Raw genomic sequence first — 19,589 nt, 5'->3', positions numbered from 1 at the left:
CCGAAGGTCCTGAAGGGTCAGGCCTGCTCGGCGTCCGCGGCCGGAGCCTCGGCGACGACCTCGGCGACGACCTCGGCCTCGGCCTCGGCGACGACCTCGGCGGTGTCGGCAGCCTCGGCGTCCGCGACCTTCTCGGTCTCGGCGGAGGTCTGGACCTCGGCGGCGTCGTCGGCCTTCTTCTCACCCTCGAGCAGGTCGCGCTCCCACTCGGCGAGGGGCTCGCCGGCGGCCTTCTCGCCCGGCTTCGAGTCGCCGGTCGCGGCGCCGGAGCGGGCGATGAGGCCCTCGGCGACAGCGTCGGCGATCACGCGGGTGAGCAGGGTGACGGAGCGGATCGCGTCGTCGTTGCCCGGGATCTTGTAGTCGACCTCGTCGGGGTCGCAGTTGGTGTCGAGGATCGCGACGACCGGGATCTTGAGCTTGCGAGCCTCGCCGACGGCGATGTGCTCCTTCTTGGTGTCCACGATCCAGACGGCGCTGGGCACCTTGGACATCTCGCGGATACCGCCAAGGGTCTTCTCCAGCTTGCCCTTCTCGCGGGAGAGGACCAGGAGCTCCTTCTTGGTGAGGCCGGACGCGGCCACATCCTCGAAGTCGATCTGCTCAAGCTCCTTGAGGCGCTGCAGACGCTTGTAGACGGTGGAGAAGTTGGTGAGCATGCCACCGAGCCAACGCTGGTTGACGTACGGCATGCCGACACGCGTCGCCTGCTCGGCGATGGCCTCCTGGGCCTGCTTCTTCGTACCGACGAACATGATGGAGCCGCCGTGCGCGACGGTCTCCTTGACGAACTCGTAGGCGCGGTCGATGTACGACAGCGACTGGAGCAGGTCGATGATGTAGATGCCGTTGCGCTCCGTGAAGATGAAGCGACGCATCTTCGGGTTCCAACGACGGGTCTGGTGACCGAAGTGGACGCCGCTTTCCAGCAGCTCCCGCATCGTGACGACGGCCATGGCCGTATCTCCTTGGGTTTCTCGGTTGTATTCCTGACGCCCCGACGCGCCATGCCCACAAGGGACCGAAAGGCGCTGCCATGACCCGTGAGGGTTATGGCGGGGCGTGCGAAGTCGACCCGGTGACCCGAGTCGCCATAGGAAGTGTACGGGACCCGGAGAGCCACGGGTGACGGCACTGTCCACAACCGGCGGGTACTCCACAGATACCGTCTCCGACCCCCGCGAACCGGTCACCCGGGGGAGTCTTCCCCCATGCACCTCATGACCCTGTTCCTGGCCCTCGGCCTGCTGTGGCCGGTGGGCCCGCCCCCGCCGGACATCCTCCGCGGCTGGCAACCCCCGGCAGGCCCGTACGGCCCCGGCCACCGCGGCATCGACCTGGCGGCGCCACCCGACACCCCCGTCCTCGCCCCGGCCGCGGGCACGGTCACCTTCGCGGGCCCGGTCGGCGGCCGAGGAGTCCTCACCCTCACCCTCCCGGGCACGGGCACTCCCCCACTGCGCACGACCTTCTCCCCCGTGACCCCCCTGGTGAAGGCGGGCACCCGGGTCACCCCCGGAACCCCCGTGGCCCGGGTCGCCCCGAACACCCACTGCCCACGGACCTGCCTCCACTGGGGCCTGCTCCGCGGCACCACCTACCTGAACCCGCTCACCCTGACGAGAAGGCCCCCGTCCCGCCTGCTGCCCCCAGGCGGCTGACACACGCGGCACAAGGGCACGGGGGCGGGAGGGCGGGGGGGGAGGGGGGAGGGGGCCCTAAAGGTCAGGTGCGGGGGCCGGCCACTCCGTGGAGGGCCATGGTGACCGCGGCTTCCGCGATGGCCGTGGGTTCCTCCGCGGCGCCGAGTTCGATGCGGCGGACGGCCGCGTCGACGACGCCCTGGAGCAGCATGGCGCCCAGGCGGGGCTCGGGCTGGCCCAGGGCGGCGAGGGCTTCGACGATCATGGCGACGAGGCCGCCGTGGGCCGCGCGGATCTTCTCGCGGGCGCCGTCGTCCAGTTCGCTCGCCGAGATGGCGACGACCGCCCGGTGGCGCCGGTCCCCGACCAGGGTCAGCTGGGTGCGGACGTACGCCTCGACCTTGCCCTCGGGCGTATCGGCGCCGGCCATGGCGGTCTCGACCTCGGCGGCCCAGACGGGGAAGTCGACGGCGCACAGCTCTTCGACGACGGCCGCGCGCGATCGGAAGTACTCGTACACCGAGGACCGGGCCAGGCCCGTGCGCTCGGCGAGTGCGGGGAAGGTCAACGCCTCCGTACCGCCCTCGGACAGCAGGGAACGCGCGGCGTCCAGCAGGGCGCCTCGCTGCATCGTCCGGTGCTCGGCCACGGAGGCCGCTCGAATCCTGGGCACGGCTCCACTGTACGACCGGCCCCGAGTGGCTCAGCGTCCGACGTCGGCCAGCTTGGCGCGGAGCTGGAGGACCGACTTGGTGTGGATCTGGCTGACGCGGCTCTCGGTGACGCCGAGGACGTTGCCGATCTCGGCGAGCGTGAGGCCCTCGTAGTAGTAGAGCGTGACGACGGTCTTCTCCCGCTCGGGGAGGGTGTTGATCGCCCGGGCGAGCAGTCGGCGCAGCTCGCGGCCCTCGGCGACCTCGACGGGGTTGTCCGCCGCCGTGTCCTCCAGGGTGTCCATCAGGGAGAGGCGGTCGCCGCCCTCGCCGCCGACGTGCAGCAGCTCTTCCAGGGCGACTACGTTCGCCAGGGACAACTGGCTGAAAACCGCGTGCAGTTCCTCCAGCGTGACGTCCATCTCCGCGGCGACTTCGCTCTCGGAGGGGGTGCGCCTGAGCTGGGCTTCGAGGGTCGCGTAGGCGCGTTCGACGTTGCGGGCCTTCTGGCGGACGGAGCGCGGGATCCAGTCCAGGGCGCGGAGTTCGTCGATCATGGCGCCGCGGATGCGGGTGATCGCGTAGGTCTCGAACTTGATGGCGCGCTCGACGTCGAACTTCTCGATGGCGTCGATGAGGCCGAAGACCCCGGAGGAGACGAAGTCGGCCTGTTCCACGTTGGACGGCAGCCCCACGCTGACCCGTCCGGCCACGTACTTGACGAGGGGCGAGTAGTGCAGGATCAGCTGCTCCCGCAGCCGCTCGTCGCCCGTGTCCTTGTACGACCGCCACAGCTCGTCGAGGGAGGTCGGTGCGGGTGGTCGCACGGCGCCCCGGGCTGCTGGGGGCACCGCAGCGCGGTCAGACCCGGAGGTGTGCTGGGGCATGCGTTGCCTTGAGCCGTTCTGCTGTCGGGGGTGTCGTCGGGGGTGTCCTGTGGGGAATCCTGGTGAGCGTAGCGTGAGTGCGCTGTCGCGGTGCGCGAACATCGGTGGATCGCGCCGGTCGGGGTGGACACCCTCGGCCACATCTTCGAACCCGGGCCGTGGCGCGTGTCGACCCCTCGGATCCGGCCGAGAGAACTCGGTTGCTCATCGGCTTCACCCTGTCACCCGAATGCTCCAGGTCAAGTATCGCCTCGCCGCGCGTTCGAACCCTGTGTGGCCGTGTTCGTCAACTGCCAGCCTTCTCCGTGTCGTTCGACGAAGCCGAGGGAGTGCAGTTCGTACAGCTTCGCGAGGGTGTCGTCGGGGGTGGTTCCGGCTCGGCGGGCGATGACGGTGGTGGGGGTGGGGCCGCGGGCGGGGACGGCTTCGAGGATGTGCGCGGTGGCGGGTGCGAGGAGGTCGCGCGGGAGGACGGGGCCGCGGCGGGCGGGGGCGAGTTCGCCCATGTCGCCGACGAGTTCGATGATCTCCTGGGCGTCGGTGACGAGGGTGGCGTCGCCGCGGAGGAGTTCGTGGACGCCGGCGGAGAGTGCGCTGGTGGCGGGCCCGGGGACGCCCATGGTGTGGCGGCCGAGGCGGGTGGCGGCCCGGGCGGTGACGAGGGAGCCGCTGCGGTGCTGGGCCTCGACGACGACGGTGCCGCGGGTGAGGGCGGCGATCACGCGGTTGCGGAGGATGAACCGGCTGGGTGTGGGGTGGCTGTCGGGTGGGAGTTCTCCGACGACGAGTCCTTGTTCGGCGATGCGGCCGATGAGCCCGGCGTGGCCTCGGGGGTACGGGGTGTCGACGCCGCAGGCGAGGACGGCGACGGTGGCTCCGCCGGCGGCGAGGGCGCCGCGGTGGGCGGCGCCGTCGATGCCGTAGGCGGCTCCGGAGACGACGACCCAGCCCTGTCGGGCGAGGCCGGTGGCGAGGTCGGCGGCGATGTGGGCGCCGTAGGGGGTGCAGGCGCGGGCTCCGACGAGGGCGACGGAGCGCAGGGCCCAGGTGCGCAGGTCGGCGGGGCCTCTGATCCAGAGGCCGAGGGGGCGGGCGTGGCCGAGGTCGTCGAGTTGACGGGGCCATTCGGTGTCGCCGGGGACGAGGAAGCGTCCGCCGAGCCGGTGGACGGTGTCGAGGTCGCGGGCGGGGTCGGCGGTGGTGGCGCGTCGTCGCCAGCCGTCGACGCGTCGCGCTCCGGTGCCGGGGAAGGGGTCGTCGCCGGGGTGGAGGAGGCGGTCGAGGAAGCCGATGGCTCCGAAGTGGCGGAGCCAGCGGCCGGCGTGCTCGTCGCCGGGTTCGACGGCTCGGGTGAGGGCGGCGCGGGCGATTCGCTCGTCCGTGGTGTCGGTGGTGTGTGCGGTCCACGGGGTGTCGGGGTTGTTGTCCGGTGTGTTGCGGCCGCCGGTCATGGGCGCTCCCCCGCTCCGACGGGCACGCCGCGGGCGATGCCGGTGCGCATTTCGAGGGCGAGGGCGATGTCCTCGCTGTCGGGCCGGTCGTGTCCGGCGAGGTCGGCGACGGTCCAGGCGACGCGGAGGACGCGGTCGAGGCCGCGGGCGGTGAGGAGTCCGCGGTCGATGTCGCGTTCGGCGGCGGCGAGGGCGCCGGGTGCGGCGAGGTAGCGCGTACGGAGTTCGTGTCCGGGGATCTCGCTGTTGACGCTCCAGGGGGTGTCGGCGAGGCGGGCGGTGGCGCGGGCTCTGGCCTCGTGGACGCGGGCGGCGACGGTGGCGGTGGTCTCGCCCCGCCCGCCGCGTCCCAGGAGGTCGGCGCGGGTGACGGGTTCGGCCTCGACGCGGAGGTCGACGCGGTCGAGGAGGGGGCCGGAGAGGCGGGCCTGGTAGCGGCGGATGAGGGAGGCGGGGCATTCGCAGCCGGCGCCGTGGAGGGTGTGCCGTCCGCAGGGGCAGGGGTTGGCGGCGAGCGCGAGGAGGAAGCGGGCGGGGAGGCGGACGACGCCGGCGGCGCGGGCGATGACGACGTGTCCGGATTCGAGGGGCTGGCGGAGTGCGTCGAGGACCTTGCCGGAGAACTCGGGGGCTTCGTCGAGGAAGAGGATGCCGCGGTGTGCGAGGGAGACGGCGCCGGGCCTGGGGAGGCCGTTGCCGCCGCCGACGAGGGACTGCATGGTCGCGGAGTGGTGGGGTGCGCAGTAGGGGGCGCGGCGGACGAGGGGTTCGCCCGGCGGGAGGATGCCGGCGACGGAGTGGACGGCGGTGACTTCGAGGGATTCCTGTCGGGTGAGGGGCGGGAGGATGCCGGGGAGTCGTTCGGCGAGCATGGTCTTTCCGGCGCCGGGTGGGCCGGAGAGCAGGAGGTGGTGGCTGCCGGCGGCGGCGATCTCCAGGGCGTGGCGGGCCCGGCGCTGGCCGGCGACGTCGGCGAGGTCGGGTCCTTCGGTGGGGTCGGCGGCGAGTCCGGTGCCGATGCCGGCGCCGGGGACGAGGAGGCCGGCGAGCATGGCGTCGGGTCGCCCTTCCTCGGTGGGTTCCTCGTCGGGGACGGGTTCGTCGGTGAGGACGGCGATGAGCTGGCGGAGGGTGCGGACGCCGAGGACGGAGACGCCGGGGACGAGCGCGGCTTCGCCGGCGGTCTGTTCGGGGACGACGACCTGGCGGTATCCCGCGTCGGCGGCGGCGAGGACGGCGGGCAGGACGCCTCGGACGGGGCGGACGCGCCCGTCGAGTCCGAGTTCGCCGATGAGGACGAGGTCGGCGATGGCGCGGGGGTCGATGCGCTCGGCGGCGCCGAGTACGGCGGCCGCGACCGCCAGGTCGAAGCCGCTCCCGCTCTTGGGGACGGATGCGGGGCTGAGTCCGACGGTGAGTTTCTTCTGGGGCCATTCGGCGCCGGAGTTGACGACGGCGGCGCGGACGCGGTCGCGGCTTTCGCTGAGGCTCTTGTCGGGGAGGCCGACGAGGGTGAAGGCGGCGACGCCGGGTTCGAGGTCGGCCTGGACTTCGACGACGACGCCTTCGACGCCGACGAGGGCGACGGAGCAGGTGCGGGCGAATCCCATCAGGCCACCCCTTGTGCGTGGGTGAGGACGGGGGCGCCCTTGCGAGGGAGGACGATGCCGACGAGGTCGATGCGGACGCCGCCCGCCGGGGCGGGGGTGCCGCTGCGGTCGAGCCAGCAGGCGGCGAGGCGGCGGAGGCGCTCGGCCTTGGTCGGGGTGACGGCGGCCATCGGGTGTTCGTAGCCGCCGTGGCGTCGGGTTTTGACCTCGCAGATGACGAGGGTGTCGCCGTCGCGGGCGACGATGTCGATCTCTCCGGCCCGGCCGCAGCGCCAGTTGCGGGCGAGGATGTGCATGCCGGTCGCGGTGAGCCGGCGGGTCGCCAGCTGTTCTCCGTACCGTCCGAGGGCTTGGGTCTTGTTCATGCGGTACCACCTCCGTCACCGACTGTGACGGAGCGGGCGGGACCGTGTGCGGCCCTGTGGAGGGCCGGGGCGCTGTGGAGAACTCCCTCACCCCTGAGGGTGATTCAGGGGGGCGGGCGGGGCGGTGCGTCAGGGGGTGGGTCAGCTGCCGGGGAGTTCGAGGTCGCTCTTGTTGAGCTCCTCGATATTCACGTCCTTGAACGTGAGGACGCGGACCTGCTTGACGAACCTGGCCGGCCTGTACATGTCCCAGACCCAGGCGTCAGCCATGCTGACTTCGAAGAAGACCTCACCCTGAACCGAGTGCACCTGCATCTCGTAGTCATTGGTGAGATAGAACCGTCGCTCGGTCTCGATCACGTATTTGAACAGCCCGACGACGTCGCGGTACTCCCGGTAGAGCTTCAGCTCCATCTCGGTCTCGTACTTCTCGAGGTCCTCGGCGCTCATGGCATGTTCCCCTTCAGCCGTGCGTCCACCCATTGTGCGCCAGCGGGCCGCACCCCTAAACGATTTCCGGGGCGAGAACCACCGGTGCACTCGGAGGTCCCTCGTCGAGCAGCGTGCGCAGCAGCTCGGCGAGTCTGGTCGGGTACACCGTCTCACGGGCCGCCGACAGTTCGGCGGAGGTCCACCATCTGAGGCCCGCGAGGCTGCGGGTCTCCAGCTCCGTGAGGGCCTGGGGGCGGGGCTCGGTGCCGGTGCGGCGGATGCGGGCCAGGTAGTACCACTCGTCCTGGTCCCAGCGGCGTCCGTCGAAGGGGAAGGAGCAGTACCGCTTCCACAGGACCGGTCCGAGCTCGGCGTCGGTGATGCCGGTCTCCTCGGCGAGTTCGCGCAGCGCTGCCTCGGCCCGGGTCTCGTCGCCCTCCAGGCCTCCGCCGGGGGTGAACCACCAGGTGTCGGCGGGGTCGTCCGGTTCGTACCCGTGCATGAGCAGGATGCGGTCGTCGGGGTCGAGGAGGACGACCCGGGCCACCTGGCGCGCGGCGGGCGGAGGCGCCTCGGAGGAACGGCTTTCCGTCATGTCCCCACCTTCTCCCCGGACCCGGACCCGGACCCTGACCCGGACCCAGCCCCGGCGCCGGCCCCCGACCGCGCCCCCGAGCCCGCCCCCGGGCCCGTCCCGCCCGGACGTCGCGTCAGAAGGCGCGCCACGGGCCCGTAAGCGGCCCCCGCCATGACCAGGACGCACCCGGCCACGATCGCCGTGAAGAGGGCCGTGAAGGGCCCTGGCGTCGAGATCCCGCCGGGGAGGGCGGCGAAGCCCGTCGCGGGCTCCAGGAGGCCATCGGCGGGCCAGGCGACGGCGTCGACCCTGCCGACGACCGCGGAGCGGGGTACGGTCCCCTGCCCGACGTCCTCCAGGTGCGAGCGGGAGTCGAGCGAGGTGTGGCGGTCGTCGCCGAGGAGGAAGAGGTTCCCTTCGGGAACGGTCACGGAGAATTCCTGGCCGGAGGCGACGACGGTGCCGCCGGGTCCCGGGCGCAGGTAGGGCTCGTGGACGGCCTGGCCGTTGACGGTGAGCCGGCCGTCCCGGTCGCAGCAGGCGACGGTGTCGCCGCCGACCGCGACGACCCGCTTGACCATGGGCGAGGAGCCCCACAGGGCGTCGGTGAAGACGACGATGTCGCCGCGCCGCACCTCGTCGCCGTCGATGCGCTCGGCGAGGACGCGGGAGCCGACGGCGATGGTGGGGGTCATGGAGTCGGAGGGGACGGTGTACGGCTGGTAGACGAGCGCGCCCCAGACGAAGCCGCCGAGGAAGAGCACACAGCCGACGGCCACGGTCAGCCCCGACAGCAAGCTGCCGAGGCGGCCGTGGCCGCTGTCTGCTCTTTTGTTTCCGCTCATGCGCACCCCAGAGGTCTGTCGACGGTCCGGGACGGCAATCTACCCGCGGGTCACTACTCGGCGGTATGCCCTGCCGTGCGCTTCTTCCGGCGCCACAGCACCAGCGGGAGCGCTCCGGCCAGACCGGCCGCGCCCAGCGGGGCGGCGGCCACGGCCTGGTTGAGGCCGGGCTGGTCGAAGATGTCGGGCACGGGGAGGGTGGCCCAGCGGGTGACGGGCCAGGCGATCACGACGGCCCGGCCGACGACCTGGTCGTTGGCGACGGTGCCACCGCCGGGGAGCTGCTGGTGGAAGCGGGAGTCCAGCGAGTTCTGCCGGTTGTCGCCCATGACCCAGATGCGGTCCTTGGGGACCTTGATCGGGCCGAAGGAGTCCTGGCAGGGCACGGAGCCGGGGTAGAGGTACGAGGTCTCGTCCAGGGCCACGCCGTTGAGGACGACCTTGCCGCCCTCCTTGCAGGAGACCGTGTCGCCGCCGACGGCGATGACACGCTTGATGAGGTCCTTCTCCTCGGCGGACGGCATGAGGCCGATGAAGCTGAGGAACTTCTGGACGACGTTCGGCTCGGGGGTCTCCTGGCCTTCCAGCCAGCCGCCCGGGTCGTGGAAGACAACGACCTCGCCGCGCTCCGGCTCGGAGCCGAACCACGGGGTGAGCTTGTCGACGAGGACCCGGTCACCGCGCTGGAGCGTGTTCATCATGGATTCCGAGGGAATCGAGAACGCCTGCACCAGGAAGGTCTTGATCAGGAGCGCGAGCACCAGGGCGATGCCGATGAGAAGGGGCAGCTCCTTCCAGAAGGAGCGCGGCTTCTTCGGACTCGTGCCCGACCTGCCCGCCGCCGCCTCGTCGTCGTGCGCCCCCTCGTCGTGCGCCCGCTCGTCATCCGTCACATCGTCACCCGTCACGTCGTCGCCGATGGCCTCGTCGGCCCTCTTCTCGGGCTCATCGTGTCCGGATCGTGCGCCGACGGCCAAATCCCCCACATCAACTCCTCACTCCGTGCGATCGCCTGCCCCGGAACAGGGACAGGCCCACCACTCCCATAACGAGCAGAAGTTCCGCAGGGGTCGGGAGCCCGGGCAATCCGTTCAGATTGCGCGGGGACACACTATGCGACAGACCGAGCGCGGGGTCGGCACTCGTACGCGCGTCCGGTACGGCGGCGAAAGTCTCCCGCTCCTCCAGGCTCCGCCAGTTCCCGACGGGCCAGGCGATCACGACGGCGCGCCCCACGATCTGCTCCTCGGAGACGGTGCCGTGGTCCTTCTCGTCGAGGTGGAAGCGGGAGTCGGCCGAGTTGGAGCGGTGGTCGCCGAGGACGAAGATGCGGCCTTCCGGGACCTTCACCTCGAAGGGGATCGTGGACGGCTTGTTCCCGGGGTGCAGGTACGGCTCGTCCAGGGGTACGCCGTTGACGGTGAGCCGGCCGTCCTTGTCGCAGCAGCGGACGGTGTCCCCTCCGACGGCAACGACGCGCTTGATGAGGTCGCGGTCGTCGGCGGAGGGCAGCAGTCCGATGAAGGTCAGGGCCTGCTTGACCTGCTTGACCCCGATCGGGTCCTCGGAGGCCGGCGCGGCCTCGTGCTGGAGCCAGTTGCCGGGGTCCTTGAAGACGACGACGTCGCCGCGCTGCGGGCGGGAGCCGAACCAGGGGGTGAGCTTGTCGACGAGGACCCGGTCGTCGATGCGGATCGTCTGCTCCATGGAGCCGGAGGGGATGACGAACGCCTGGACCAGGAAGGTCTTGAGGACGAGCGCGATGAGCACGGCGACGGTGACGAGGATGGGGATCTCGCGGATCGCGGAGCGCTGTCGGCGCCGCTTGACCTTGCGGGCGAGTCTGCGCCGCTCGGCCCGTCCGGGCAGCGGTGCGACGCCGGGGCCGTGGACGGGTCCGCCCGGCGGGCGGCCGCGGCTACCCATGGGGGCCCGTGCCGTGCCCGCCGGCGGCTGCGGCCGGGGCCGGTACGGCGTCGAAGGCTTCCGTCCCGGGCACGGTGGACCAGCGGCCGAAGGGCCAGGCGATCCAGTCGGCGCGTCCGATGACCTTGTCGACGGGGACCATGCCGCCGCCGGGGCTGCCGAGGTGGTCGCGGGAGTCGCTGGACTGGCTCCGGTGGTCGCCCATCACCCAGAGCCTGCCGTCGGGGACGACGATGTCGAAGGGGACGCTGGACGGCCGGTCGCCGAGCATCACGTACCGCTCCTCGACGGGGACGCCGTTGACGGTGAGCCGCCCGTCCTTGTCGCAGCAGACGACCCGGTCGCCGCCGACGCCGACGACCCGCTTCACGAAGTCGGTCTCGTCGGGTTCGGCGAAGCCGAGGGCGGCCGCGGCGTCGTGCAGGAGCCCGGTGAGCGGATTGCCGCCGAGGTCCTCCCGTACGAAGGAGCCGGTGCCGTCGAAGACGACGACGTCACCCCGCTGCGGCTCGCTGCCGAAACGGTACGCCAGCTTGTTCACGAGGATCCGGTCGCCGACCCGGAGCGTCGGCTCCATCGAGCTGCTGGGGATCAGGAACGGCTGGATCACGAAGTGGCTCAGGAGCAGCAGGAAGACCACACAGGCGGCGCCGAGGAAGCCCGTACGCCGCCAGGAAACGCGCGCGGAGCGCGACCCGTCCTCCGTGTCGGTGGAGGGGTCGCGCTCCGTGTGCTGTGCTTCGGTGTCCATCGGGGACAGAGCCTATCCGGCCCGTCTGTGCGAGGACCTCAAGCGTCGCGTGAGCGGTGAGCCGGGGCTCAGCGGTCGCGCTTCTCCTTGATCTTGGCAGCCTTGCCGCGCAGCTCGCGCAGGTAGTAGAGCTTGGCGCGACGGACGTCACCGCGGGTGACGAGCTCGATCTTCTCGAAGATCGGGCTGTTCACCGGGAAGGTGCGCTCGACGCCGACGGAGAACGAGACCTTGCGGACCGTGAAGGACTCGCTGACGCCCGCGCCCTGGCGACGGATGACGACGCCCTTGAACTGCTGGATACGGGAGCGGTTGCCTTCGATGACACGCACGTGGACGTTCACGGTGTCGCCGGCGCGGAAGGCGGGGAGGTCGGAGCGGATGGAAGCCGCGTTGACCTGGTCGAGCAGGGAGGCCATGGAGGTCTCTTTCCTCGCTGATGCCACAGGTCATCAGCGGTACGTTCGGATGTCTGGGGTGCCGTTCGTGCCTGGCGGGCGTCGTTCCCCCTGTGGCAGGGGCGCGCGCCGGACGGACGACAGCGGCCTATTCTTCCACGTCGGGGAGCCTGCGCCAAAATCGGCCACCTGGCTCGGGCGCCCATCCCATCATCGAGAGGATCTCGCGGTCCTTCTTGTCGAAGGCGGCCGGATCGCAGCGCTCGATGAGGTCGGGCCGGTTGGCGACGGTACGCCGGAAGGCCTCGTCCCGCCGCCAGCGCGCGATCTTGCCGTGGTGCCCGCTGAGGAGGACGTCGGGGATGCCCCGGCCGCGCCACTCGGGGGGCTTCGTGTAGACGGGCCCCTCCAGGAGGTTGGCCATGGCGCCGGGGGCGAAGGAGTCGTCGCGGTGGGACTCGGCGTTGCCGAGGACACCGGGGAGGAGGCGGGCGACTGCCTCGGTGACGACGAGGACGGCGGCCTCTCCGCCGGCGAGGACGTAGTCGCCGATGGAGACCTCGTAGACGGGCATGCGGGTCGCGTACTCGTCCATGACGCGACGGTCGATGCCCTCGTAGCGGGCCGGGGTGAAGATCAGCCAGGGCCGCTCGGAGAGCTCGACGGCGAGTTCCTGGGTGAAGGGCCGGCCGCTGGGGGTCGGGACGACGAGGACCGGACCGTGGGCGCCGGCCTCGTAGCCGTCGGCGAGCGTCTGGTCGAGGGCGTCGCCCCAGGGCTCGGTCTTCATGACCATGCCGGGTCCGCCGCCGTACGGGGTGTCGTCGACCGTGTTGTGCCGGTCGTACGTCCAGTCGCGCAGGTGGTGGACGTGGACGTCGAGCTGGCCCCGGGCGCGCGCCTTGCCCACGAGGGAGACGTTCAGCGGTTCGAGGTACTCGGGGAAGATCGTGACGACGTCGAGCCTCATTCCCCTGCCTCCTCGGACTCCTCGGACTCCTCGATCTCCTCGCGAGAGGAGGCGATCTCGGCGCGGTCGTCGATCAGGCCGGGCGGCGGGTCGATGACGGCCCGCTGCTCCTCCAGGTCGATCTCGATGACGATCGACTCGACGAACGGGATCATCAGCTCGGTGCCGTCGGGCCGCTCGACGATGAAGAGGTCCTGGGACGGCAGGTGGGAGATCTCGGTGATCCGGCCGATCTCGGTGCCGTCGGCGAGGACGACGTCGAGGTCCATGAGCTGGTGGTCGTAGTACTCGTCCTCCTCCTCCGGCATCTCCTCGGGGTCGACCTCGGCGATGAGGAGGGTGTTGCGCAGGGCCTCGGCGGCGTTGCGGTCGCGGACGCCCTCGAAGCGCAGCAGCAGCTTGCCGCTGTGGACCTTGCCGGACTCGATGGTCAGCGGCCCGGCGGAGGCCGGGTCGGTGAGCAGGACGGCGCCGGGGCCGAGCCTGAGCTCGGGCTCGTCGGTGCGCACCTCGACGGTGACCTCGCCCTTGATGCCGTGGGCGCGGCCGATCCGCGCGACTACCAACTGCACTGCTCCACACTCTCCTGTCACACAGCTCGTACGACACAAACGACAACGGGCCGGGGTGGGCTCGTAAGCCCTCCCCGGCCCGTGCCGGCACATCATTCAACCGATGCGGCCGACTTGTTCAGCGGACCTGGTCCACGTCGACGAGGTCGACTCGGATCCCACGGCCGCCGATGGCGCCCACGACGGTACGCAGCGCACGCGCGGTGCGGCCGTTACGGCCGATCACCTTGCCGAGGTCGTCGGGGTGCACCCGGACCTCCAGCACGCGGCCACGGCGCAGGTTGCGCGAGGCGACCTGCACATCGTCGGGGTTGTCGACGATGCCCTTCACGAGGTGCTCGAGAGCCTCCTCGAGCATGCTCAGGCCTCGGTCGACTCGGTCGACGCGGCCTCGGCCTCGTCAGCCTTCTTGTCGGCCTTCTTGGCCTTCGGGGTGATGGCCTCACCCTTGTCGTCGCCGCCCTCGAGGGCCTTCGCGAACTCGTCGAACGTGGCGCGCTTCGCCTCCTTGGTGGCGGGGACGAGCAGCGCCTTCTCGGGGGCCGGGAGGCCCTTGGCCTTCTGCCAGTCGCCCGTGAGCTTCAGGATGGCGAGGACGGGCTCGGTCGGCTGGGCGCCGACGGAAAGCCAGTACTGCGCACGCTCCGAGTCGACCTCGATACGCGACGGGTTGTACGTCGGGTGGTAGAGGCCGATCTCCTCGATCGCGCGACCGTCCCGGCGGGTGCGGGAGTCGGCGACGACGATGCGGTAGTGCGGCTGGCGGATCTTGCCGAGGCGCTTGAGCTTAATCTTGACTGCCACTGGAGTGGTGTCTCCTGGTCTTGACGTGGTTGGGCACTTTGAGATGCCACGTGGGGTTGCGGTACTCGGATGCCCGATGGACGCGTCAGCCGGAGGAGAGAGGGGTCCTGTGCGACTGTCGAGTACAGCTGTCCATTGTGCCACACGCCGCCGGGTCGGCTGGCGGCGCCCACTGTCCGCGGGACAGGGAAGGGCGCCGGGTCAGCTGGCGGCGCCCACCGTCTCCGGGATGCGGAAGGGCTTGCCGCAGCCGCCGCAGACGATCGGGGCCTGAGCCAGGACGGACGGCACCACGCGGACGTTCCGCCCGCAGTCGCAGACGGCCTTGACGCGGACGCCGCCGCCGGAGGAGCCGTGCCGGGCGGCCGGTCCCCGGAAGGAGCGCTTCGTGTCGGCCGCGGTCGCGACCGTGTGGGCCTTGAGGGCCCGCTGGAGCCGCTCCATGGTGGGGCGGTACCGCCGCCGCGCCTCCGGGTTGAGCGTGACCAGGGAGAAGCCACTGCTGGCGTGTGGCTCCTCGGGGTGGTCGAGCCCCATCTCCTCGGCGATCGCGAGGAATCTGCGGTTGTGGTACCGGCCGGCGCGGGAGGTGTCACGGACACCTCGGGCGGCGGCGATGCCGTGGACTGCCTCGTGGAGCAGTCGCTCGAAGGAGAGCTCGGCGCCGCAGGCGGACGAGGACTCTCCGATCAGGGACTCGGGCGCGGCAAGATCGGGCAGCTCGGGGTGGTGCCGCTGAATGTCGGCCCACGCCTGTGCCAGCTCTGCGGCGAGAACAGGTGGTGTCGTGCTCACGTCGTGTACAACGAGCCGATGTGCCCCCGGGTTCCATTCCGGGGCATCCCAAATATTTTGCACTTACCCGTCAGTTGCCGTTGATGCGTCCTGACGAGGGCCAGTGCGCCGATCTGCGGAGAAGCCGCGCAGTGGGCGTCAAGCCGGTGCGTAGTGACGCATACGCCCCGGCGCACAGCCGTGGTGCTCACGCCCCCTGGAGGGGCTCCCGTTGCGTTCCGGGACGGACGCGGGAAGCGTTGCAGGGACATTACCGGGTCGGCGCGTGGGAGCGCGCACCACCCCTCCCCCGGGGTGAATCGGTGCGGCGCGAGCACTGGACGCGGCCGGGGTTGCGCAGTTCCCTGACTACGGGGGGGCTGTCGTCCAGGCACGGATTGGGGCTCTTTCCATGACACCTACGCTCGTCCCGCACCACCCCGCGCGTGACTGGGCCGAGATCCAGGAACGCATGCTCGTCCCGCTGTACGAGGCGGTGTACGACCGCGTCGGCGTGGGTGCGCGGTCCCGGGTGCTCGGCCTCGGCTCGGGCACCGGTCTGGCCCTGCTGATGGCGGCGGCGCGGGGCGCGCGGGTGGCCGGCGTGGACCGGGACCACGCGCGCGTGGAGCTGGCCCGGGAGCGTCTCCCGCAGGACGTGGTGGTCGCGGAGGACGTGGAGGGCGTACCGCGGGGCGACGGTCCGTACGACGTGATCACGGCGTTCCACGCGACGGACGGGCTGCTCCCCGCGCTCGCGGCGCTCACCCGTTCGGCGCAATCGGACGCGGTGGTCGTCCTCGCGGGGTGGGGGCCGCCGGAGCGGTGTGCCACGGAGCCGGTGCTGCGGGTCGCGGACCGGCTCGCGGACCGGCCGCCTTCGGTGCGGGCCGATCTGGACGGCCTGGTGGCCGGGGCGGGGCTCCGGCCCGCGGGTTCGGGGCGGGTCGCGTGCCCCTTCGGGTACGCGGACGGGACGAGCGCGGTGCGCGGCCTGCTGTCGACGGGCGCGTTCGACGAGGCCGTCCGGGCGACGGAGCTCTCGCAGGTGGAGAAGGAGATCGAGGAGGCGCTCGCGCCGTACGTCCGGGCGGACGGGACGGTGTGGATGCCGAACGTCTTCCGGTACGTGCTCGCCCGGGTGCGCTGAGACCCGGCGCTGAGACCCGGGGGCGAGGCCCGGCGGCGAGGCCCCTGCCGCGGCCCCCGCCGGGGTCAGTCGTCCTTGCCGGGCCGGACGACGCCGGCCGCGCGGTAGGCCGCGTCCTCCTCCAGGGTCTCGTTCGCGAGGAGGGCGGCGGCCAGGGCGTCCAGCTGGGAGCGGTGGTCGCGGAGCTGGCGTACGGCGCCCTCGTAGCACTCGTCGACGATGCGGCGCATCTCGGCGTCGACGGCGTCGAGCGTCGCGGGGGCCGCCGACAGGCCGTACGCCTGCTGGGCGTCGCTCGGGATGGCGGTGAGGCGGCCGACGCGCTCGCTCATGCCCCAGCGTCCCGCCATGCCCCGGGCGATGCTGGTGACCTGTTCCAGGTCGCTCTCGGCGCCGGTCGTGACGACGCCGAAGACGACCTGCTCGGCCGCCATGCCGCCGAGGGCGCCGATGATCCGGCCGCGCAGGTACTCCTCCGTGTAGGCGTACTTGTCGACGTCGGGCGTCGAGAGGGTGACGCCGAGGGCCCGGCCGCGCGGCACGATGGTGATCTTGCGGACCGGGTCCGCGCCCGGCTGGAGCATGCCGAGCAGGGCGTGCCCGCTCTCGTGGTACGCGGTGCGGCGCCGCTCCTCCTCCGGCATCACCAGGGGACGTTCGGCGCCGAGCTGGACCTTCTCCAGGGCGTCGGAGAGGTCGGACTGGGTGACGGCCTTCTGGTCGCGCTTGACCGCGAGGAGGGCGGCCTCGTTGGCGAGGTTGGCGAGTTCGGCGCCGGTCATGCCCGGGGTCGTACGGGCGACGTGCTCCAGGTCGACGCCCTTGGCGAGCGGGATCTCCCGGGTGTGGATCCTCAGGATGGCCTCGCGTCCGCCCCGGTCGGGCGGGTTGACGTGGACGATCCGGTCGAAGCGGCCCGGCCGGGTGAGGGCGGGGTCGAGGACGTCGGCGCGGTTGGTGGCGGCGAGGACGATGACGCCCTCGGAGCCGGTGAAGCCGTCCATCTCGGTGAGGATCTGGTTGAGGGTCTGTTCGCGTTCGTCGTGACCGCCCATGCCCGAACCGCCGCCCCGGGCGCGGCCGATGGTGTCGATCTCGTCGATGAAGATGATCGCCGGGGCGACCTTGCGGGCCTCGGCGAAGAGCTCGCGGACCCGGGAGGCGCCGACGCCCACGATCATCTCGATGAACTCGGAGGCGGAGGCGGAGAAGAAGGGCACTCCGGCCTCGCCGGCGACGGCGCGGGCGAGGAGGGTCTTGCCGGTGCCGGGAGGGCCAGCGAGGAGCACGCCCCGGGGCATCTTGGCGCCCATCTCGCGGTAGGCCTGCGGGTTCTTGAGGAAGTCGACGACGTCGTTGAGCTCGCCCTCGACCTCGTCGATGCCGGCGACGTCGGCGAAGGTGGTGCGCTTGCCGCCCTCCAGCTCGACGGGTTTGGGCGGGGTCTTGCGGCCGAGCATGCCGCCGCCCGCGCCGCCCATGCCCGAGCTCATGCGGCGGGCGATGAACACCCACAGCACGATGAGCAGCAGCATCGGGGCGAGCGAGATGAGGAGGTTGGCGAGGAAGCTGCGTTCCTTGACGACCGGCTCGGCGGTGACGACGACGTTCTGCTTGGTCAGCTGCGCCCACAGGTCGTCGTCGGCGAAGGCGGGGCGCTGGGTGGTGAACTTGGTGTAGTCGCCCTTGCCGTCGGGGACGGGCTGCTTGTCCTTCAGCTGCCCCTGGATCGCGTCGCCCTTGGAGTAGATCTTCGTGACGTTCCCGGCGGCGACCTGCTTGTCGAACTCGGTGTACGAGATCGTCGGCCCGTCGCCCTCGTTGAAGAACGACAGGACGATGTTGGCGAGCAGGTAGACGACGAGTGCGGTGAGGATGAGCCCGCCCCAGCCGCCCGGCATCTTCTTCCTCTGCGGCGGCGGGGGCGGCGGGGCCCCTTCCGAGCGCCACGGCTGGTCCGTCCGGTCGCGCGGGGGTACGGGGTTGGCCACGTGACTCTCCTCGGGGCGCGGCGGCAGTGGCCCCAGTATCGAAGAGCGGGAGGAACCCGGCATCGCGGGCGGGCCGGAGGGGTGAAAGGGAGAGTGAAAAGGGGCCCGGAGCGGTTTCACACCGCTCCGGGCCCCTCATGAGGCCTCGCTCAGCCCGAACCTCACCGGGCCCGTCGGCCCGGGACGTTCCTGGATCAGTTCATGAACTTCTTGAACTCGTCGGGGAGCTCGAAGTCCTTCGGGCTCTGGCCCGCGGCCGGGAGACCGAAGGCGCCGCCCTGCTGCGCCTGCTCGCGGCGCTCGGCCTCGGCCTGCTCCTCGGCCTTCCGCTTCATCGGGTTGCCGCTCTTGCGCTTGCCCTTGGCCTGCTTGATCTGCTTCTTCTGCCGGCCGGGGCCGCCACCCATGCCGGGCATGCCGGGCATCCCCGGCATGCCGCCGCCCTGGGCCATGCGGGACATCATCTTGCGGGCGTCGAAGAACCGCTCGACGAGGCCCTTCACCGCGCTGACCTCGACGCCGGAGCCCTTGGCGATACGGGCGCGGCGGGAGCCGTTGATGATGGTCGGGTCGTGGCGCTCGGCCGGGGTCATCGACTTGATGATGGCGCCGACACGGTCGACTTCCCGCTCGTCGATGTTGGCGATCTGCTCCTTCATCTGGCCCATGCCGGGCAGCATGCCGAGCAGCTTGGAGATGGAGCCCATCTTGCGGACCTGCTCCATCTGCGCCAGGAAGTCGTCGAGCGTGAAGTCCTGGCCCTTCTTCGACGCGAGCTTCGAGGCCATCTTGGCGGCCTCGTCCTCGTCGAAGGTCTGCTGGGCCTTCTCGATGAGGGAGAGCATGTCGCCCATGCCGAGGATGCGCGACGCCATGCGGTCCGGGTGGAACGCGTCGAAGTCGTCGAGCTTCTCGCCGTTGGAGGCGAACATGATCTGCTTGCCGGTGACGTGCGCGATGGAGAGCGCGGCACCACCGCGGGCGTCGCCGTCGAGCTTGGAGAGCACGACGCCGTCGAAGCCGACGCCGTCGCGGAAGGCCTCGGCGGTGTTGACCGCGTCCTGGCCGATCATGGCGTCGACGACGAAGAGGACCTCGTCGGGGCTGACGGCGTCGCGGATGTCCGCGGCCTGCTGCATCAGCTCCTGGTCGATGCCGAGGCGGCCGGCGGTGTCGACGATGACGACGTCGTACATCTTGGTGCGCGCGAACTCGATGGAGTCCTTGGCGACCTGGACCGGGTCGCCGACGCCGTTGCCCGGCTGCGGGCCGTAGAACGCCACGCCCGCGCGCTCGGCGACGACGCCGAGCTGGGTGACGGCGTTGGGGCGCTGGAGGTCGCAGGCGACGAGCAGCGGGGAGTGGCCCTGGCTCTTGAGCCAGACGCCGAGCTTTCCGGCGAGGGTCGTCTTACCGGCACCCTGGAGACCGGCGAGCATGATCACGGTCGGGGCGGTCTTCGCGAACCGCAGGCGCCGGGTCTCGCCGCCGAGGATGGCGACGAGCTCCTCGTTGACGATCTTGATGACCTGCTGGGCCGGGTTCAGGGCCTGCGAGACCTCGATCCCGAGGGCGCGCTCCTTGACCTGCTTGATGAAGGACCGGACGACCGGCAGGGCGACATCCGCTTCGAGCAGCGCGATACGGATCTCGCGCGCGGTGGCGTCGATGTCCGCCTCGGACAGACGGCCCTTGCCGCGGAGGTTCTTGAAGGTCGCTGCAAGGCGGTCGGAGAGGGTATCGAACACGGCGGTCGCGGATCCTCAGGTGTCGGGGGCGGTCGGATTGCC

The 19,589-nt window shown here is 71.3% G+C and carries 22 protein-coding genes; 2 read left to right on the top strand and 20 right to left on the bottom strand.

The features are described from left to right. Positions 1 to 17 precede the first annotated feature (17 nt). Positions 18 to 956: a 30S ribosomal protein S2 gene (gene rpsB / locus ACZ6K0_RS08150; RefSeq protein ID WP_376409569.1), complete on the bottom strand. Its 939-nt coding sequence runs from the start codon at positions 954 to 956 to the stop codon at positions 18 to 20. A gap of 255 nt (positions 957 to 1,211) precedes the next feature. Here rpsB and ACZ6K0_RS08145 point away from each other — a divergent pair, with 255 nt between their 5' ends. Continuing rightward, entirely contained in the window at positions 1,212 to 1,661 is a 450-nt protein-coding gene (locus ACZ6K0_RS08145; protein ID WP_469227534.1) for a murein hydrolase activator EnvC family protein, read from the top strand. Positions 1,662 to 1,725: 64 nt separating this feature from the next. On the opposite strand, the gene ACZ6K0_RS08140 is transcribed toward ACZ6K0_RS08145, so the two are convergent. The 17 genes from ACZ6K0_RS08140 to ACZ6K0_RS08060 all read right to left on the bottom strand — a co-directional run bounded on the left by ACZ6K0_RS08140 (position 1,726) and on the right by ACZ6K0_RS08060 (position 14,679). Continuing rightward, entirely contained in the window at positions 1,726 to 2,292 is a 567-nt protein-coding gene (locus ACZ6K0_RS08140) for a TetR/AcrR family transcriptional regulator (protein WP_376409814.1), read from the bottom strand. A 54-nt stretch (positions 2,293 to 2,346) separates the two neighbouring features. Next, the gene (gene whiG, locus ACZ6K0_RS08135) at positions 2,347 to 3,183 is read right to left on the bottom strand and encodes an RNA polymerase sigma factor WhiG (protein WP_376409563.1); all 837 of its coding nucleotides are present in this window, start codon (positions 3,181 to 3,183) and stop codon (positions 2,347 to 2,349) included. A 239-nt stretch (positions 3,184 to 3,422) separates the two neighbouring features. Beyond that, positions 3,423 to 4,634: a DNA-processing protein DprA gene (gene dprA / locus ACZ6K0_RS08130; protein WP_469227535.1), complete on the bottom strand. Its 1,212-nt coding sequence runs from the start codon at positions 4,632 to 4,634 to the stop codon at positions 3,423 to 3,425. Further along, a complete protein-coding gene (locus ACZ6K0_RS08125; RefSeq protein ID WP_469227536.1) occupies positions 4,631 to 6,244 on the bottom strand; it encodes a YifB family Mg chelatase-like AAA ATPase in 1,614 nt (537 codons plus the stop codon). Before ACZ6K0_RS08125 ends, dprA begins: the two co-directional genes overlap by 4 nt. Beyond that, positions 6,244 to 6,609: a YraN family protein gene (locus ACZ6K0_RS08120; RefSeq protein ID WP_469227537.1), complete on the bottom strand. Its 366-nt coding sequence runs from the start codon at positions 6,607 to 6,609 to the stop codon at positions 6,244 to 6,246. The genes ACZ6K0_RS08125 and ACZ6K0_RS08120 overlap by 1 nt, the downstream gene beginning before the upstream one ends. Before the next feature lie 141 nt (positions 6,610 to 6,750). Then, positions 6,751 to 7,059, bottom strand: coding sequence for a DUF2469 domain-containing protein (locus tag ACZ6K0_RS08115; RefSeq protein WP_005311352.1), 309 nt, complete (start codon positions 7,057 to 7,059; stop codon positions 6,751 to 6,753). A 55-nt stretch (positions 7,060 to 7,114) separates the two neighbouring features. Next, positions 7,115 to 7,636, bottom strand: coding sequence for an NUDIX hydrolase (locus ACZ6K0_RS08110; protein ID WP_376409554.1), 522 nt, complete (start codon positions 7,634 to 7,636; stop codon positions 7,115 to 7,117). Continuing rightward, on the bottom strand, positions 7,633 to 8,463 hold the full coding sequence (gene lepB / locus ACZ6K0_RS08105; protein WP_469227538.1) for a signal peptidase I: 831 nt from the start codon (positions 8,461 to 8,463) through the stop codon (positions 7,633 to 7,635). Before lepB (ACZ6K0_RS08105) ends, ACZ6K0_RS08110 begins: the two co-directional genes overlap by 4 nt. A gap of 53 nt (positions 8,464 to 8,516) precedes the next feature. Further along, positions 8,517 to 9,440, bottom strand: coding sequence for a signal peptidase I (gene lepB, locus ACZ6K0_RS08100; protein ID WP_376409812.1), 924 nt, complete (start codon positions 9,438 to 9,440; stop codon positions 8,517 to 8,519). A 10-nt stretch (positions 9,441 to 9,450) separates the two neighbouring features. Then, positions 9,451 to 10,389, bottom strand: coding sequence for a signal peptidase I (gene lepB, locus ACZ6K0_RS08095; RefSeq protein WP_469227539.1), 939 nt, complete (start codon positions 10,387 to 10,389; stop codon positions 9,451 to 9,453). Further along, positions 10,382 to 11,140 (bottom strand): signal peptidase I, encoded by a 759-nt coding sequence (lepB, locus tag ACZ6K0_RS08090; protein WP_376409546.1) that lies wholly within the window; start codon positions 11,138 to 11,140, stop codon positions 10,382 to 10,384. The genes lepB (ACZ6K0_RS08095) and lepB (ACZ6K0_RS08090) overlap by 8 nt, the downstream gene beginning before the upstream one ends. Positions 11,141 to 11,208: 68 nt before the next feature. Next, a complete protein-coding gene (rplS, locus tag ACZ6K0_RS08085) occupies positions 11,209 to 11,559 on the bottom strand; it encodes a 50S ribosomal protein L19 (protein WP_189510914.1) in 351 nt (116 codons plus the stop codon). A 127-nt stretch (positions 11,560 to 11,686) separates the two neighbouring features. Beyond that, on the bottom strand, positions 11,687 to 12,508 hold the full coding sequence (trmD, locus tag ACZ6K0_RS08080) for a tRNA (guanosine(37)-N1)-methyltransferase TrmD (protein WP_024755883.1): 822 nt from the start codon (positions 12,506 to 12,508) through the stop codon (positions 11,687 to 11,689). Further along, positions 12,505 to 13,080: a ribosome maturation factor RimM gene (gene rimM, locus ACZ6K0_RS08075; RefSeq protein WP_469227540.1), complete on the bottom strand. Its 576-nt coding sequence runs from the start codon at positions 13,078 to 13,080 to the stop codon at positions 12,505 to 12,507. Before rimM ends, trmD begins: the two co-directional genes overlap by 4 nt. A 118-nt stretch (positions 13,081 to 13,198) precedes the next feature. Continuing rightward, positions 13,199 to 13,438, bottom strand: a complete 240-nt coding sequence (locus tag ACZ6K0_RS08070; RefSeq protein WP_005311361.1) for an RNA-binding protein — start codon at positions 13,436 to 13,438, stop codon at positions 13,199 to 13,201. Positions 13,439 to 13,440: 2 nt separating this feature from the next. Continuing rightward, entirely contained in the window at positions 13,441 to 13,884 is a 444-nt protein-coding gene (gene rpsP, locus ACZ6K0_RS08065) for a 30S ribosomal protein S16 (protein WP_376409539.1), read from the bottom strand. Between the two features lie 201 nt (positions 13,885 to 14,085). Then, the gene (locus ACZ6K0_RS08060) at positions 14,086 to 14,679 is read right to left on the bottom strand and encodes a hypothetical protein (RefSeq protein ID WP_073912906.1); all 594 of its coding nucleotides are present in this window, start codon (positions 14,677 to 14,679) and stop codon (positions 14,086 to 14,088) included. A 391-nt stretch (positions 14,680 to 15,070) separates the two neighbouring features. On the opposite strand from ACZ6K0_RS08060, the gene ACZ6K0_RS08055 reads away from it, so the two are divergent. Further along, entirely contained in the window at positions 15,071 to 15,808 is a 738-nt protein-coding gene (locus tag ACZ6K0_RS08055) for a class I SAM-dependent methyltransferase (RefSeq protein ID WP_469227541.1), read from the top strand. 65 nt (positions 15,809 to 15,873) lie between these two features. On the opposite strand, the gene ftsH is transcribed toward ACZ6K0_RS08055, so the two are convergent. Then, the gene (gene ftsH / locus ACZ6K0_RS08050; protein WP_469227542.1) at positions 15,874 to 17,799 is read right to left on the bottom strand and encodes an ATP-dependent zinc metalloprotease FtsH; all 1,926 of its coding nucleotides are present in this window, start codon (positions 17,797 to 17,799) and stop codon (positions 15,874 to 15,876) included. 194 nt (positions 17,800 to 17,993) lie between these two features. Next, positions 17,994 to 19,547 carry a signal recognition particle protein gene (ffh, locus tag ACZ6K0_RS08045; RefSeq protein ID WP_376409531.1) on the bottom strand — a complete coding sequence of 518 codons (1,554 nt, stop codon included), beginning with the start codon at positions 19,545 to 19,547 and terminating at the stop codon, positions 17,994 to 17,996. Positions 19,548 to 19,589 lie beyond the last annotated feature (42 nt).

The sequence above is a fragment of the Streptomyces sp. NPDC042346 genome, from assembly GCF_055581845.1.
This window is presented reverse-complemented; position numbering and strand designations above follow the sequence as displayed.